The 15,102-nt window shown below is 58.5% G+C and carries 17 protein-coding genes; 13 read left to right on the forward strand and 4 right to left on the reverse strand.

Features of this window, described 5'->3' with window-relative positions:
• Window positions 1-32 precede the first annotated feature (32 nt).
• Window positions 33-515, forward strand: coding sequence for an SsrA-binding protein SmpB (gene smpB / locus QRN60_RS04550; RefSeq protein WP_003509959.1), 483 nt, complete (start codon window positions 33-35; stop codon window positions 513-515).
• Window positions 516-709: 194 nt separating this feature from the next.
• On the opposite strand, the gene QRN60_RS04555 is transcribed toward smpB, so the two are convergent.
• Together QRN60_RS04555 and QRN60_RS04560 are read right to left on the reverse strand one after the other, a co-directional pair.
• The gene (locus tag QRN60_RS04555; RefSeq protein ID WP_003509958.1) at window positions 710-2,209 is read right to left on the reverse strand and encodes a methyl-accepting chemotaxis protein; all 1,500 of its coding nucleotides are present in this window, start codon (window positions 2,207-2,209) and stop codon (window positions 710-712) included.
• A 215-nt stretch (window positions 2,210-2,424) separates the two neighbouring features.
• Window positions 2,425-2,994: a LabA-like NYN domain-containing protein gene (locus QRN60_RS04560; protein ID WP_003509957.1), complete on the reverse strand. Its 570-nt coding sequence runs from the start codon at window positions 2,992-2,994 to the stop codon at window positions 2,425-2,427.
• Window positions 2,995-3,387: 393 nt separating this feature from the next.
• Here QRN60_RS04560 and rpoZ point away from each other — a divergent pair, with 393 nt between their 5' ends.
• Together rpoZ and QRN60_RS04570 are read left to right on the forward strand one after the other, a co-directional pair.
• Window positions 3,388-3,780 carry a DNA-directed RNA polymerase subunit omega gene (rpoZ, locus tag QRN60_RS04565; RefSeq protein ID WP_020009554.1) on the forward strand — a complete coding sequence of 131 codons (393 nt, stop codon included), beginning with the start codon at window positions 3,388-3,390 and terminating at the stop codon, window positions 3,778-3,780.
• Window positions 3,781-3,912: 132 nt separating this feature from the next.
• Window positions 3,913-6,147: a RelA/SpoT family protein gene (locus QRN60_RS04570; RefSeq protein WP_003509955.1), complete on the forward strand. Its 2,235-nt coding sequence runs from the start codon at window positions 3,913-3,915 to the stop codon at window positions 6,145-6,147.
• A 46-nt stretch (window positions 6,148-6,193) separates the two neighbouring features.
• Here QRN60_RS04570 and QRN60_RS04575 read toward each other — a convergent pair whose 3' ends face one another.
• Window positions 6,194-6,346 carry a hypothetical protein gene (locus QRN60_RS04575; protein ID WP_020009552.1) on the reverse strand — a complete coding sequence of 51 codons (153 nt, stop codon included), beginning with the start codon at window positions 6,344-6,346 and terminating at the stop codon, window positions 6,194-6,196.
• On the opposite strand from QRN60_RS04575, the gene QRN60_RS04580 reads away from it, so the two are divergent.
• From QRN60_RS04580 to recO, 9 genes are all read left to right on the forward strand, one after another.
• A complete protein-coding gene (locus tag QRN60_RS04580) occupies window positions 6,345-6,491 on the forward strand; it encodes a hypothetical protein (protein WP_003496944.1) in 147 nt (48 codons plus the stop codon). The genes QRN60_RS04575 and QRN60_RS04580 overlap by 2 nt on opposite strands.
• A gap of 455 nt (window positions 6,492-6,946) precedes the next feature.
• Window positions 6,947-7,525: a DUF2062 domain-containing protein gene (locus QRN60_RS04585; RefSeq protein WP_099085525.1), complete on the forward strand. Its 579-nt coding sequence runs from the start codon at window positions 6,947-6,949 to the stop codon at window positions 7,523-7,525.
• Window positions 7,522-7,926 carry a holo-ACP synthase gene (gene acpS / locus QRN60_RS04590; RefSeq protein WP_003509952.1) on the forward strand — a complete coding sequence of 135 codons (405 nt, stop codon included), beginning with the start codon at window positions 7,522-7,524 and terminating at the stop codon, window positions 7,924-7,926. Before QRN60_RS04585 ends, acpS begins: the two co-directional genes overlap by 4 nt.
• Window positions 7,927-8,134: 208 nt before the next feature.
• Window positions 8,135-8,881, forward strand: a complete 747-nt coding sequence (gene lepB / locus QRN60_RS04595) for a signal peptidase I (RefSeq protein WP_060723996.1) — start codon at window positions 8,135-8,137, stop codon at window positions 8,879-8,881.
• Window positions 8,878-9,597 (forward strand): ribonuclease III, encoded by a 720-nt coding sequence (gene rnc / locus QRN60_RS04600; protein ID WP_003509950.1) that lies wholly within the window; start codon window positions 8,878-8,880, stop codon window positions 9,595-9,597. The genes lepB and rnc overlap by 4 nt, the downstream gene beginning before the upstream one ends.
• A gap of 73 nt (window positions 9,598-9,670) precedes the next feature.
• Window positions 9,671-10,621 carry a GTPase Era gene (era, locus tag QRN60_RS04605; protein WP_161974047.1) on the forward strand — a complete coding sequence of 317 codons (951 nt, stop codon included), beginning with the start codon at window positions 9,671-9,673 and terminating at the stop codon, window positions 10,619-10,621.
• A gap of 176 nt (window positions 10,622-10,797) precedes the next feature.
• Complete coding sequence (locus tag QRN60_RS04610) at window positions 10,798-11,550, forward strand: Crp/Fnr family transcriptional regulator (protein ID WP_020813373.1); 753 nt, start codon at window positions 10,798-10,800, stop codon at window positions 11,548-11,550.
• A gap of 136 nt (window positions 11,551-11,686) precedes the next feature.
• The gene (locus tag QRN60_RS04615) at window positions 11,687-12,064 is read left to right on the forward strand and encodes a response regulator (protein WP_031234546.1); all 378 of its coding nucleotides are present in this window, start codon (window positions 11,687-11,689) and stop codon (window positions 12,062-12,064) included.
• A 56-nt stretch (window positions 12,065-12,120) separates the two neighbouring features.
• Window positions 12,121-12,900, forward strand: a complete 780-nt coding sequence (gene recO / locus QRN60_RS04620) for a DNA repair protein RecO (protein WP_003501952.1) — start codon at window positions 12,121-12,123, stop codon at window positions 12,898-12,900.
• Here the strand turns inward: recO and QRN60_RS04625 are convergent, their stop codons facing one another.
• Window positions 12,901-14,115 carry an MFS transporter gene (locus tag QRN60_RS04625; RefSeq protein WP_165000572.1) on the reverse strand — a complete coding sequence of 405 codons (1,215 nt, stop codon included), beginning with the start codon at window positions 14,113-14,115 and terminating at the stop codon, window positions 12,901-12,903.
• A 166-nt stretch (window positions 14,116-14,281) separates the two neighbouring features.
• Here QRN60_RS04625 and QRN60_RS04630 point away from each other — a divergent pair, with 166 nt between their 5' ends.
• On the forward strand, window positions 14,282-15,016 hold the full coding sequence (locus tag QRN60_RS04630; protein ID WP_111793949.1) for a class I SAM-dependent methyltransferase: 735 nt from the start codon (window positions 14,282-14,284) through the stop codon (window positions 15,014-15,016).
• The last annotated feature ends 86 nt before the right edge of the window (window positions 15,017-15,102 follow it).

The raw sequence follows: 15,102 nt of genomic DNA on the forward strand, positions 1-15,102 counted from the left end.
GCGCAATAAGAAAAACAAGGGATTGAAATATCATGGCCCCCAAAGGCAGCCAGCGCGTGGTGAACAAGATCGTTGCGGAAAACCGCAAGGCCCGTTTCAACTACGAAATCATCGATACCTATGAAGCAGGGCTCGTGCTGACCGGCACCGAGGTCAAGTCGCTGCGCGAAGGCAAGGCGAATATCGCCGAATCCTACGCGTCGGACGAGGGCGATGAAATCTGGCTCATCAATTCCCACCTGCCGGAATATCTGCAGGCCAACCGCTTCAACCACGAGCCGCGCCGCCGTCGCAAGCTGCTTTTGAGCAAGCGCGAGATCAACCGCCTGCGCGCCGGTATCAACCGCGAAGGCATGACGCTGGTACCCTTGAAGGTCTATTTCAACGAAAAAGGCCGCGCGAAGCTGGAACTGGCGCTCGCCAAGGGCAAGAAGCTGCACGACAAGCGCGAGACCGAGAAGGAACGCGACTGGAACCGGCAGAAGTCGCGCTTGCTGAAGGGTGGCAACGCCTGAGCGGCAATAAATTTTGCCGGGCAGGGGCTTGCTGCCTTTCACCGCTTGTTCCTCCGTCATGCCGGACTTGATCCGGCATCCAGTCACGGCGCGTCTGCGCCGTGGAAAGAGTTCTTTCAGCCCAAGGACTTGGACTGGCTGGATCCCGGCTTAAGGCCGGTATGACGGGAGTGTGTTGCGCGCGCCGGGCCCCGTTACGCCGCCTTGTAAGTCCGCTCCACATGAGCTTTCGTTGCCGAGACGCTGAACCGGCTGACGAGCGCCGCCAGATTGGCGCTGACATCGCTCAGATTGTGCGTGGCCGCATTGGTTTCTTCCACCATGGCCGCATTCTTCTGGGTCAGATTATCCATGCTGTTGATAGCGGCGCTGATTTCCTGAATGCCGACGGATTGCTCCTGCGCCGCCTTGGTCAGCGAGGCAATGTGTTCCTGAATATGATCCACCTTGTTGCCGATCGTATTCAAGGATTCGCCTGTCTTGTTGACCAGCGAGACGCCTTGCATCACATCCGCGGAGGATTTGGAGATCAGGGTCTTGATTTCCTTTGCGGCGTTGGCTGAACGCTGCGCCAGTTCGCGCACTTCCTGAGCAACGACGGCGAAACCCTTGCCCGCTTCGCCGGCGCGCGCGGCTTCCACGCCGGCATTCAGCGCCAGAAGATTGGTCTGGAACGAAATCTCGTCAATGACAGAGATGATCTGGGTGATCTTCTGCGATGAGTCCTCGATGGCCCCCATCGCCTTCACCGCTTCCGTCACCACATCGCGCGAGCGCGCGGCTTCAACGGCCGAGCTTTCGACGATGGCCTTGGCCTCTTCGGAACGCTGCGCCGACAATTTGGAAATGGTGGTGATTTCCTCAACAGCGGCGGCGGTTTCCTCAAGGGCCGCGGCCTGCTGCTCCGTCCGGCGGGCCATGTCGTCGGTCGCTGACGTCAGTTCGCGCGTATTGCCGGAAATCTTGTTCGCTTCCTCGACGATCTGCGCAAATGCGCCGGAGAGATTGCCGACGGCGGCGTTGAAATTGGCGATCAGCCCCTGGAATTGCAGCGCGGTCTTTTCACCGATGCTGGAGGTGAGGTCGCCATTGGCCAGCCTGTCGAGGGCGCTGTTGAGCAGTGCGAGAACATGCTCCTGCTCCTTCTTCATCTGCGCCTGTTCGGCCTCCACCTTGTGCCGCTCGGCGGCAAGCACGTCGAGATAGACGGAGATCGAATAATCCATGTCGAGAAGCGCGGCCTTGATGGTGGCGGACAAGGCGTCCTTCACCTTCCTGGCCTTCTTTTCCATGAAGAGGCCCTTCAACTCGGACTCGACCAGAGCCTTTACGATGCCATCGAGCATCAGCGCATAACCGCCGATGTACCATCGCGGCTCCAGCCCGAGCCTTGCATGGGTGCGGCCGATGGCGGTCACGGCATCGGTATAATCCGCGTTGAATGTGCCCGAGGCGATCCTTGCCCAGTGTTTGAGCTGCATGGCCTTGGCGTGCTGTACATGCGCGTCGTTCGCGAAGAACTTCGCGGTCTCCGGCACCGAGCGGACCTTCGCATAAAAACGATCGAGAGAGGCGTCGAGAGAGCCGGTGATGACGCCCTTCATGTCTGAAAGATTTTGCCGCTCACCGTGGCCGAGCCCCAGAAAATTCAGTCTTTCATCGAGTTGTCGGTCGGTTTTTTCTTGGCCATGCATGTCTAGTCATCCTGATCTGGCGCCCAATTCACGTCTCTGGCGCCGTTGCGTGATTTAGACACGTCTAAAATTAACCAAGATATAATTTCGACTGGCTGAATTTGATGTTTGTTAATTCTAAAAGGAATTTTGTCCTGCTGGAGACGCTTGAAACAAAAACGCGCCCGTCTTTTGGACGGACGCGTTTTTGCAATATCAGCGGTACAAAAACCGAATCAGACGGTCTCTGGACCTTCGGCGTGACGAACGGGGCGCTCGTTCGGGTCGCGCCCGATTTCGGCCTTCAGCGTCATCAGATCGATGAAGTGATCGGCCTGGCGGCGCAGATCGTCGGCGATCATGGCGGGCTGGGTGGCCATGGTGGAAACCACGGAAACCTTGCGGCCCTTGCGCTGCAGCGCATCCACCAGCGTGGTGAAATCGCCGTCGCCGGAAAACAGCACCAGGTGATCGACGGTCTCGGACTGCTCCATGGCGTCGACTGCCAGTTCGATGTCCATATTGCCCTTGATCTTGCGGCGGCCGAGTGCGTCGGTGAATTCCTTGGCGGGCTTGGTGACGACCTTGTAGCCGTTATAATCCAGCCAGTCGATCAGCGGGCGGATCGAGGAATATTCCTGATCTTCGATAAGAGCGGTGTAATAATAGGCGCGCAGCAGATAGCCACGCTTCTGAAACGCCTTCAGAAGCTTGCGATAGTCAATATCGAACCCCAGGCTTTTCGATGCTGCATAAAGATTGGCTCCGTCTATGAAGAGCGCAATTTTCTCCCGTGGATCGAACATTCCATCCCATTCCTTTTTTTTGGAAAGGCCATTATCTGGCTTTTATTTCCGGTCGCTAACGCAAAAAATCATGTCGTATCAACGAATTTTGCGCATCGCCGTTGCGTTTTAAGTAAGCTACCTTCCCCCGTATTCCAAGACAATTCTTCTAGACATTTTGTTCATCAGACGCCAAACATGGCGGATAAGTTGCCAAAAGACGCCAAATACAGGAAAAACTTGAATTCCGCGGCCAATGGCTGTATCGGAAGCTGGAAAGCTTCGTCACGAGAAATCTTGAGTGTTTTTCGCAAGGCGCGAGGCGCAGATTCAATAGGTTAGGGCACAGCCGGTGCATCGCTAATATCGCACCGCGCTCTGATCCACGACATTACGACCCACAAAGGACAGGCAATGGCCCGCGTCACAGTAGAAGATTGCATTGATAAAGTAGACAACCGTTTCGAGCTGGTGCTTCTCGCTAGCCACCGTGCGCGCCAGATTTCGCAGGGCTCTTCCATCACGGTTGACCGCGATAACGACAAGAACCCTGTCGTTGCGCTGCGCGAAATCGCTGATGAGACGCTGTCTCCCGACGATCTCAAGGAAGACCTCATCCATTCGCTGCAGAAGCATGTGGAAGTGGACGAGCCCGAGCCCGATCCGGTCACGCTCGCCGCCTCCGCTATTGCTGATGGCGAAGACGACGACCAGCCGGAAACCGTCACTTTCGACCAGATGTCGGAAGAAGAACTGCTGGCCGGTATCGAAGGCCTTGTGCCGCCGGAAAAAAATGACGATTATTGATCTGACTTTATGACGCCTTTGGCAGGCGGTGGTTACCGTCTGTCAATAGTTGCCGTCATAATCTGATCCCTATTGATGCAGCATTGTGCGCCGACCCCAAGGTTGGCGCGCTTTCTTTTTGTGGAATATCGCATGATGCGGCAATACGAACTCGTTGAGCGAGTTCAAAAATACAAACCGGATGCGAATGAGGCCCTGCTGAACAAGGCCTATGTTTACGCCATGCAGAAACACGGCCAGCAGAAGCGGGCCAATGGCGACCCCTATATCTCGCATCCGCTGGAAGTTGCCGCGATCCTCACAGAAATGCATCTCGACGAATCGACCATCGCGGTGGCGCTGCTGCACGATACGATCGAGGACACCACCGCCACCCGCGCGGAAATCGACGAGCTATTCGGCGAAGATATCGGCCGGCTTGTGGAAGGCCTCACCAAGCTCAAGAAGCTCGACCTCGTTACCCGCAAGGCGAAACAGGCCGAAAACCTTCGCAAGCTGCTGCTCGCCATTTCCGACGACGTGCGCGTTCTCTTGGTCAAGCTCGCCGACCGCCTGCACAATATGCGCACCATGGAATACATGCCGGCCGACAAGCGCAGCCGCATTTCCGAAGAGACCATGGAAATCTATGCGCCGCTCGCCGGCCGCATGGGCATGCAGGACATGCGCGACGAGCTGGAGGACCTGTCCTTCCGTTATCTCAACCCGGAAGCCTATGAGACGGTGACCAACCGCCTGCAGGAACTGGAAACGCGCAATGAAGGCCTGATCAAGAAGATCGAGGACGAATTGCGCGAGCTTCTCGTGGCGAACGGCCTGATCGGGGCCAACGTAAAAGGGCGGCAGAAAAAGCCCCATTCGGTTTTCCGCAAGATGCAGGCGAAGTCGCTTTCCTTCGAGCAGCTTTCGGATGTTTACGGTTTCCGCATTCTGGTTGACGATATTCCCGCCTGCTACCGGGCGCTGGGCATCGTGCACACCCGCTGGCGCGTGGTGCCGGGTCGCTTCAAGGATTACATCTCCACGCCGAAGCAGAACGACTATCGCTCCATTCACACCACCATCGTCGGACCCTCGCGCCAGCGTATCGAGCTGCAGATCCGCACCAAGCGCATGCACGAGATCGCCGAATTTGGCATTGCCGCGCATGCGCTCTATAAGGACGGGGAAAACGGGGAGGGCGACCTGCTCTCCCGGGAAAGCAACGCCTATTCCTGGCTGCGTCACACCATCGAATCGCTGGCCGAGGGCGACAGCCCGGAAGAATTCCTCGAACATACCAAACTGGAACTGTTCCAGGATCAGGTGTTCTGCTTCACGCCCAAGGGCAAGCTGATTGCGTTGCCGCGCGGTGCGACCCCCATCGATTTCGCCTATGCGGTGCACACCAATATCGGCGACACGACGGTTGGCGCCAAGATCAACGGGCGGATCATGCCGCTCGTGACCCGGCTCAACAATGGCGACGAAGTGGAGATCATCCGCTCGGGCGTGCAGGTGCCGCCTGCCGCATGGGAAGAGGTGGTGGTGACGGGCAAGGCCCGCTCGGCCATTCGTCGCGCCACCCGCATGGCGATCCGCAAGCAATATTCCGGCCTCGGCTATCGCATTCTGGAACGCACCTTCGAGCGCGCCGGCAAGGCCTTCTCGCGTGAAGCACTGAAGCCCGTTCTTCATCGTCTGGCGCAGAAGGATGTGGAAGACGCGATCGCCGCCGTCGGGCGCGGTGAGGTCTCCTCGCTCGATGTGCTGCGTGCGGTCTATCCGGATTATCAGGACGAGCGCGTCACGGTGAAGATGACCGGTGACGATGGTTGGTTCAACATGCGCAGCGCTTCCGGCATGGTCTTCAAGATCCCCGGCAAGTCGCGCTCCGCTCTGGAGGACGATGGCGCGGCCGAAATGCTGGATGGGCCGGACCCGCTGCCCATCCGCGGCCTTTCCGGCAATGTCGACGTGCATTTCGGTGCCGCCGGCGCGGTTCCTGGTGACCGCATCGTCGGCATCATGGAAAAAGGCAAGGGCATTACCATATATCCCATTCAGGCGCCGGCGCTGCAGCGTTTCGACGATGAGCCGGAGCGCTGGATCGATGTCCGCTGGGATCTCGATGAGGCGAACAAGTCGCGCTTCATGGCGCGGGTGATGATCAATGCGCTGAACGAGCCGGGCACGCTCGCCTCCGTGGCGCAATCGATCGCCACGCTTGATGTCAATATCCGAGGGCTCAACATGGTCCGCATCGGCACGGATTTTTCCGAGCTGGCGCTGGATGTCGAAGTCTGGGATCTCAGGCAGTTGAACCAGCTTCTGTCGCAGCTCAAGGATCTCGACTGCGTCTCGACCGTGACGCGTGCCTTCGATTGAGGCATTTTTGATCCTTTGAAGATACCGGAAGGCCGTTGTTATGCACTCAACGCATGGCAGCGGCCTTTTCCTGTCTCTGGTCGTGAAGGTGGTTTGCGACTATTTTCTCCTCAGAAATTGAAGAGAAGGAAACGCGGCGTGCCGGTGGATAAACACCGATGAGAAACGCCAGTTCCAAACCGAAAGGACCGAAAATCATGTTTACTCCGCTTCGCAAGATCGCCCGCGCCGTCCGTGGCAAGACCACCCAGGAACGCGAATTTGAATATCTCAGCGGTTCGGTATCGAATGTCGATCTCGAATTCCGCCAGCGCGAAATCGACCGCGGCCTGTTCCGCCGGTAATGCGCTCAGCGCATGGCAGCCAATCGCCATGCGTATGGGATAAGCAGGTGCAGCCGTTATCGGCCAGCGCGTTGCTCCATGTCGCAAAACTATGTGAATGCGCGCTTCAAGCGGGCGTCCACCGCTGTCCGGTCTAAATGATAGGACACGCTGCCTTTGCAATGAAGTTGACGGCGAGAGGGTGCGTATTTCCTCGACGTCATCCTTGGGCTTGTCCCAAGGATCTAATCACGTTGAATTAAATCAATCGGTTGCAGATCCTCGGGACAAGCCCGAGGATGACGTCGGAGTATCCGGCAAGGTTCGTATTCATCTGGTGACGCCGCGCAGACGCGCGTCGGCTGGTTCCGGCTTAGGGCCGGAATGACGGAAGCGGAGAATACGCCTGCAAAAGAAATCCTCCCGTCGTCTATGATGCTCTTGGCTCCGCCGGGGTGATGAAATAGACTGCCCCCATGCCGTTTCGCCGCCGTGAACCCGTTGGTTTTTCAGAGAAGATTCGTGACCTGTTCTGGCCGCGAACGGGTTTTTCCCGTTCGCTGCGCTATATGAAGCTGCGCCTGCTCAGGCTTTCCGCCTCTCCGCATTCCGTTGCCGCCGGTGTCGCCATCGGTGTGGGCGTGGCGTGGACGCCGTTTCTCGGCGTTCACATCATCATCGCCATGGCGCTTGGTTTCCTCTTGCGCGTCAATCTCGTGGCGGCAGCACTAGGCACCACCTTCGCCAATCCGCTGACATTTCCGTTCATCTGGGCATCCACCTGGGAGCTGGGACACTTCATTCTCGGCCGGCAGAAGACGGAAAGTGCCGCGCATGTGGATTTCGTGGCGCTGTTCAGCCATCTTGAATTCCGGCAGATATGGACGCCGGTGCTGGAGCCCATGACCATCGGCGCGCTTCTTCCGGCCGGCATCAGCGCAATCATCGCCTATATCGCCGTTTATGGCCTCATCAGCGGTTTCCAGCGCCGCAAGATGGAAAATCTCGCGCATCGCGCCGCCAACAAGAATGCTTCTCTGGAGATGCTGAAATGATCATTGGATTGGGTAGCGACCTGATCGACATCCGCCGCGTTGAAAAGTCGATCGAACGTTTCGGCGAGCGCTTCACCCATCGCTGTTTCACCGATATCGAGCGCGCCAAATCCGATGGCCGCAAGAACCGCGCCGCTTCCTATGCCAAACGTTTCGCCGCCAAGGAAGCCTGTTCCAAGGCGCTGGGAACCGGCCTTGCGAACGGCGTCTTCTGGAAGGATATGGGTGTCGTCAATCTGCCGGGCGGCAAGCCGACCATGGTGCTGACCAATGGGGCAGGGGAGAGGCTGGCGGCCATGCTGCCCGCCGGCCACCGCGCCAATATTCACCTGACGATCACGGACGATTTTCCTTATGCTCAGGCATTTGTGATCATAGAAGCGCTTCCCGTGATCGATTGAGGCCCCGGCCTTGCCGCATTGGCGCTCTATTTGCGGGCGTGTGACAGAAGCGCTTCCCTTCGGGCTGGAAAGGTTCTAGAGAAGTCGCAGAAATATGAAAGCCTTGCTGGCAGTGTGAAACCGCTCCACCGCCGCAGGCTCTACAAACAACGGCCCGGAAGCCTTCGCGAAGCCGAAGAAGCCGGGAAACAATCAGGCAGGTCTTTAAGTGTCGGAAAAAGCTGAAAAGAAGCAGAACGCCCTCTGGGAGAACGTCAAGGTCATCATTCAGGCGCTGCTGCTGGCCATGGTCATCCGCACCGTGCTTTTTCAGCCCTTCACGATCCCATCGGGCTCGATGATGCCGACGCTTCTGGTTGGCGACTATCTTTTCGTCAATAAGTTCTCCTACGGCTATTCGAAATATTCGCTGCCTTTTTCGCCGAACCTGTTTTCGGGCCGCATTCTCGAATTCAGCAAGCCGAAGCGCGGCGACGTCGTGGTCTTCCGCCTGCCGCCCAATCCTGAAGTCGATTATATCAAGCGTCTCGTCGGCCTGCCGGGTGATCGCATCCAGGTGACGAACGGCGTGCTGTTCATCAACGGTCAGCCGATTCCGAAGCAGCCCGACGGCACCTTCACGTCAGATTATCGCGCCGATCCGGGCGCCAATGTGCCTGTTTTCCGCGAAACGCTTGATAATGGCGTCACCTACGACACGCTGGACCAGTCGCCCGATTCGCGCGGCGACAACACCCGTGAATTCGTGGTGCCTGAAGGCCATTATTTCATGATGGGCGACAACAGAGACAATTCGCTCGACAGCCGCTTCGATGTCGGTTTCGTGCCTGAAGAAAACCTGATCGGCCGCGCCAGCGTCATCTTCTTCTCGCTGGGCAACGACACGCCGTTCAGCCGCATTTGGGAATGGCCGGCCAACATGCGTTGGGACCGCCTGTTCAAGGTTGTGGGATGAGTAAGACCAAGCCGCTTTCCGCGGACGAAATTTCCCGTCTGGAAGCGTTGATCGGATATGAATTCAAGGAAAAGGCCCGGCTCGACCGGGCCTTGACCCATGCCAGCGCCCGCTCCGCCGCGGCAGGCAATTACGAGCGGCTGGAATTTCTAGGGGACCGCGTTCTCGGCCTCTGCGTGGCGGAATTGCTGTTCTCCATTTTCCGTAACGCCACCGAAGGTGAACTCTCCGTCCGTCTCAACCAGCTCGTCAGCGCCGAATCCTGCGCCGCGATCGGCGACGAGATGGGGCTGCACAATTTCATCCGTACCGGATCCGACGTGAAGAAGCTGACCGGCAAGGCGATGTTGAATGTGCGTGCCGATGTGGTCGAAAGCCTGATCGCCACCATCTATCTGGATGGCGGGCTGGAAGCATCGCGCAAGTTCATTCTGAAATATTGGCAGGGCCGCGCAACGAGCGTGGATGCCGGACGGCGAGACGCCAAGACCGAATTGCAGGAATGGGCGCATGCCAGATTTGCGACCACGCCCTCTTACAGGATTGACGATCGCTCCGGACCGGATCACGATCCCCGCTTTACGGTGACTGTCGAAATTCCCGGCGTAAAGCCGGAAACCGGTGTCGAGCGCTCCAAGCGCGCGGCCGAGCAGGTGGCGGCAACCAGATTGCTGGAACGCGAAGGCGTCTGGCAGAAGGGCTCCACCCAGAACTGAGCGCCCGCCATAGGGTGCTAAATCGAGCGCATGGCGGACCGATAAGGCCGCATGTTGAATACCTCTGACCTTGATGGATATCATGACCGATCACGAAAACCCCGCCATTGAAGGCGAAGACAACAACCTTCCGACCCGTTCCGGTTTCGTGGCCCTTATCGGCCCGACCAATGCCGGCAAGTCGACGCTGGTCAACAGGCTGGTGGGCGCCAAGGTCTCGATCGTCAGCCACAAGGTTCAGACGACGCGCGCCGTGATGCGCGGCATCGCCATTCACAAGAATGCGCAGATCGTTTTCATGGACACGCCCGGCATCTTCAAGCCGCGCCGTCGGCTCGACCGCGCCATGGTCACCTCCGCCTGGGGCGGCGCGAAGGATGCCGATCTCATCCTGCTGCTGATCGACAGCGAACGTGGTCTTAAAGGCGACGCCGAGGCCATTCTCGAAGGCCTGAAGGATGTTCCGCAGAAGAAGATCCTCTGCCTCAACAAGATCGACCAGGTGAAGCGCGAAGACCTGCTTAAGCTTGCCGCCGCCGCCAATGAGACGGTGGCCTTCGACCGCACCTTCATGATTTCGGCCACCAACGGTTCGGGTTGCGAAGACCTGATGGATTATCTGGTGGAGGCTCTGCCGGAAGGTCCGTGGTATTATCCGGAAGACCAGATTTCCGATCTGCCGATGCGCCAGCTCGCTGCCGAAATCACCCGCGAGAAGCTGTTCCTGCGCCTGCATCAGGAGCTTCCCTATGCCTCGCATGTCGAGACGGAAAAGTGGGAAGAACGCAAGGACGGCTCGGTACGCATCGAGCAGGTGATCTATGTCGAGCGCGACAGCCAGAAGAAGATTGCGCTCGGCAAGAACGGCGACGCGATCAAGGCCATTTCCACCGCCTCGCGCAAGGAGCTGTCGGAAATCCTCGAACAGCCGGTGCATCTCTTCCTGTTCGTCAAGGTGCGCGAGAACTGGGGTGATGACCCCGAGCGTTTCCGCGAAATGGGACTGGAATTCCCCCGAAACTGAAGCACATCCGCTTCACCCCCTCATTCCTGTGGCAAGCACAGGAATGAGGGCGCTGGGGGATGGAACGACGTACAAATAGCGAACTGAATATCTTCACCCACCATCGGGAACCGAATACGTTCGGGCGGGTTGTTCCAAAACAATTGGGCGCAACCTTTTTTCGATGACGGATATTCATGTCGCCAAAAAAACCGAACGGAATTTCCACCACCCCGTGCCAGCAATGTCCCCTGCGCGACCTGCCGCATTTCCGCGACTTTTCCTCCTCCGAGCTAGATTTCGTCTCGCGTTTCAAGACGGGGGAACTTGCGGTGGAAGGCGGCTCCGTCATCCTGATGGAAGGCTCGCATAGCGCCCATCTTTACACCGTTTTGCAGGGCTGGGCTTTCCGTTACAAGACGCTGGAAGACGGCAGGCGGCAGATACTGAACTATGTCATGCCCGGCGATCTCGTCGGCCTGCAGGGCACGGTGATGGGGGAAATGCAGCATTCGGTGGAGGCGCTGTCGCCGGTCACCCTATGCGTCTTCGAGCGCTCGCGCCTCAATAATCTCTTCACCGACCATCCGACGCTTGCCTATGACCTGACCTGGATCGCTGCGAGTGAGGAACGCATGCTCGACAGCCATCTCCTCAGCATCGGCCGGCGCACGGCGCTGGAGCGCGCCGCCTATCTGATTGTTTTCCTCTACAGCAAGGCAAAGGCGGTCCATCTCATACAGGGGGAAACGCCGATCCCGGTCACCCAGCAGCATGTGGCGGATACACTTGGCCTGTCCATTGTCCACACCAACAAGACCTTGAGAAAGCTGGTCGATCGCGGTCTCATTCGCTGGACCGACAAGGGTTGTCTGGTGCTTGATGATGCCGGGTTGAGCCATGTGGCCAGCTGGGAAAGCGAAGAGAAGCGGCAAAGACCCTTCATCTGATCTTCTTTCGACATGTCTTTTTTAAATGACGGTGGAGCCGTAATTTGCGACTCCTGTCGTGATATCTCACTGGAGAATCATGTCGGAAACCGCAGCTTCGAGCCTTGCGGCCATCTTTTTAGGAAGAAGAAAACATATGGTGCCACAACGGGTTATCATCGTTGAGGATGAATATCTGGTGGCGCTTGATGTCGAAGCGGTTCTCCAGTCCATGGGGGTGGAAACCGTCGTCATCGCCACGACGCTGGCGCAGGCGAGACAGGCCGTTGAAGAGGACGGCGCCGATTGTGTGCTTCTCGATGTCAGCCTTACCGACGGCAAGAGCTATGATTTTGCGCGCGGGCTGCGCGATGGGGGAATTCCCTTCGGTTTCGTCAGCGGCTATGGCGATACGACGGGCTTTCCGGATGATCTCATGCATGCGCCATTGCTGGGCAAGCCCTTCGGGGAAAACGAAATTATCGATTTCGTCCTCAACCTCGTCGGCACGGTCGACAATGCCGTAAAAGAATAACGTTTCGCCGCCAGATCGGGTATGATCGGCCTTGAATCGAAATTCGGACGCGTTTCATGCAGTGGCAGGAAGAGGCAATCATTCTCGGCGTAAAACGCCATGGCGAGACGAGTGTCATCGCCGAGGTGATGACCCCTTCGCGTGGCCGCCATCTGGGGCTGGTCCGTTCCGGCCGTTCCCGCAGCATGCAGCCGGTGCTACAGGCCGGAAACCGGGTGGATGTCATCTGGCGCGCGCGCCTTCACGATCATCTCGGCGAGTTTCGCATCGAGCCGCTGCAATTGCGCGCCGCACAACTGATGGAGACGGCGACCGCGGTTTATGGCGTACAGGCCATGGGTGCTCTTCTCAGGCTTCTGCCGGAGCGTGATCCGCACCCGCATCTCTATCAGGCGCTCGATATCATTCTCGACAATCTCCACGACCCCGTCGATGCCGGGGAATTGTTCGTGCGCTTTGAACTGGCAGTGCTGAACGATCTCGGTTTCGGGCTTGATCTTACCGAATGCGCGGCGACGGGGCTGCGCACCGACCTCATCTATGTATCGCCGAAAACGGGCAGGGCGGTTTGCCGCACGGCAGGCGCGCCCTATGCGGAGCGCATGCTGTCGCTTCCGGCTTTCTTGAGCGAAGGCCAGTCGAAGGCCGCCGATCCTGACAGCCTTGCGGCGGCTTTCCGCCTCACCGCCCATTTCCTCAACCGGCATGTCTACGATCCGCGTGGGCTCAACGAAAACGCCGCCCGCGACGGTTTCGTGCAGGCGGCGCTGAAGGCGCTGGAAGGCCGGGCGACTGAGGGGAAGGCGATGCCGCCCGCGCTCGATAAGGCTGTCTGACTAGGCCATTGCAGGCCTCGGGGCCGGTCGCTCCTGAATGGGCCAATGCACGACGGCCGCAAAAATCCCCATGCCGACGCCCAGCCACCAGACGAGATCATAGGAACCGAGCCGGTCGTAAAGGAAGCCGCCGAGCCAGACGCCGAGGAACGAGCCGATCTGGTGCGACAGGAACACGACGCCGCCGAGCATGCCGAGATGGCGTGTGCCGAACATGATCGCCACCAGCGCATTGGTCGGCGGCACGGTGGAAAGCCAGAGGATGCCCATGACGGCGGCGAAGATGATGACCGAAAGCGGCGATTGCGGCAGAAGCAGGAAAGCTGTGACAGCGACAGAGCGGGCGATATAGATATAGGCGAGCAGATAGGGTTTCGAATAACGCTGGGCAATGACACCGGCGGCAAGCGACCCGATGATGTTGAAGAAGCCGATCAGCGCCATGGCGATGACGGCGTAGCGCGGTTCGATGCCGATATCGCCGAGATAGGCCGGGAAATGCGCGGTGATAAAGGCCACCTGAAAACCGCAGACAAAAAAGCCGGTGGTCAAAAGCAGGTAGCTTTTATGGCCGAGCGCCTCCTTCAGCGCTTCGCCTGCCGTCTGTTGGAACTGCGCCTGCGACTGGCTGCCGGAAGAGGAATTGCCGCGCATGAAGAAGGCGAGCAGCGGCACGAGCATCATCATCGCGGCAAGCCAGACGAGGCTGTCCGACCAGCCATAGGTGGAAATCAGCCCCTGACTGATCGGCGCAAACAGGAACATGCCGGCCGAACCCGCCGCCGTGCCGATACCGAAGGCGAGCGAACGCTGCTGCGGCGTGACATGGCGCGCAAAGGCCGAAAGGATGACGCTGAAGGAACCGGCGGCAATGCCGAGCCCGACAAGCACGCCGCCGCCAAAATGCAGCCAGAAGGGCGAGGTGCCGAAGGACATGCAGATGAGGCCGGCGGCATAAAGAAAGCCGGAGAGAACGAGCACGCGGCCCGTGCCGAATTTATCGGCGATGGCGCCGAAGAAGGGCTGGCCGAGACCCCAGAAGAGGTTCTGCAGCGCCATGGCGAGACCGAAGGTGGAACGGTCCCAGCCGGTATCGGCAAGCATCGGCAGCTGGAAGAAGCCCATGGCCGAACGCGGCCCGAAGGTCATGACGGCAATCAGTGACCCGGCGGCGATAATCAGCCAGGGCATTGTCTGGCGTGTGGCTTGCAACATGAATATTCCCCCATCGCGGCGCTTCGTCCCAAAAAAGAGGGACATGGCTTGCCGCGGATTCCGCTATGATGGGATGAATATTATCTTTTGTCAGCCAGTCCCACTAGCGACTTTTCTTGACGGCCACTATTCATGCGATTGATGGAATACGGCCGGAGAGAAGACGATGAAACAGAATATCTACGACGATCCCGGGTTTTTTGAGCGCTACAGCGCCATGCCGCGCTCCGTGGAGGGTCTGCGCCAGGCCGGCGAGTGGCATGAGCTGCGTGCCATGCTTCCGCCCCTGAAAGACAGGAGCCTTCTTGATCTCGGTTGTGGTTTCGGCTGGCATTGCCGTTTTGCCGCAGAGCAGGGCGCGCGCCATGTCGTTGGCGTTGATCTCTCGGAAAACATGCTGCACCGCGCCGCCGAGATAAATGGCGGGCCCGGTATCGAATACCGCCGCGCCGCCATCGAAGACATCGATTTTCCGCAGGAGAGTTTCGATGTGGTGCTGAGTTCTCTCGCCCTGCATTACGTCCGCGATCTCGACGTGGCATTCGCGAAGATTTTCACCGTGCTGAAATCCGGCGGCGATTTCATCTTTTCCATCGAACACCCCGTTTTCACGGCGCTGGAAAAACAGGACTGGTTTTATGGCGAGGATGGCGAAATCCTGCACTGGCCGCTCGATAATTATCAAAGTCAGGGCGTGCGCCACTCCAACTGGATGGCGGACGATGTGGTCAAATATCACCGCACGGTGTCAGGCCTTCTCAATGGTCTCCTGGCTGCCGGATTTGTTTTGACGCGGCTGGCGGAGCCGAGGCCTGATCCGGCCTTGATGGCCGAGCGGCCTGAACTGAAGCACGAAGATCGCCGCCCGATTTTCCTGATCGTCGGGGCGCACAAACCGTGATGCGGTGACGCTCCGTCCTTTCCTCATCCTGTGACAGGCGCAGGAATGATGGAGAGAGGGCGCGCCAGCCTATGAAAACTTTGCGC

Origin of the sequence: Agrobacterium sp. CFBP2214 (assembly GCF_030209895.1) — a bacterium.
Classification (GTDB): domain Bacteria; phylum Pseudomonadota; class Alphaproteobacteria; order Rhizobiales; family Rhizobiaceae; genus Agrobacterium; species Agrobacterium radiobacter.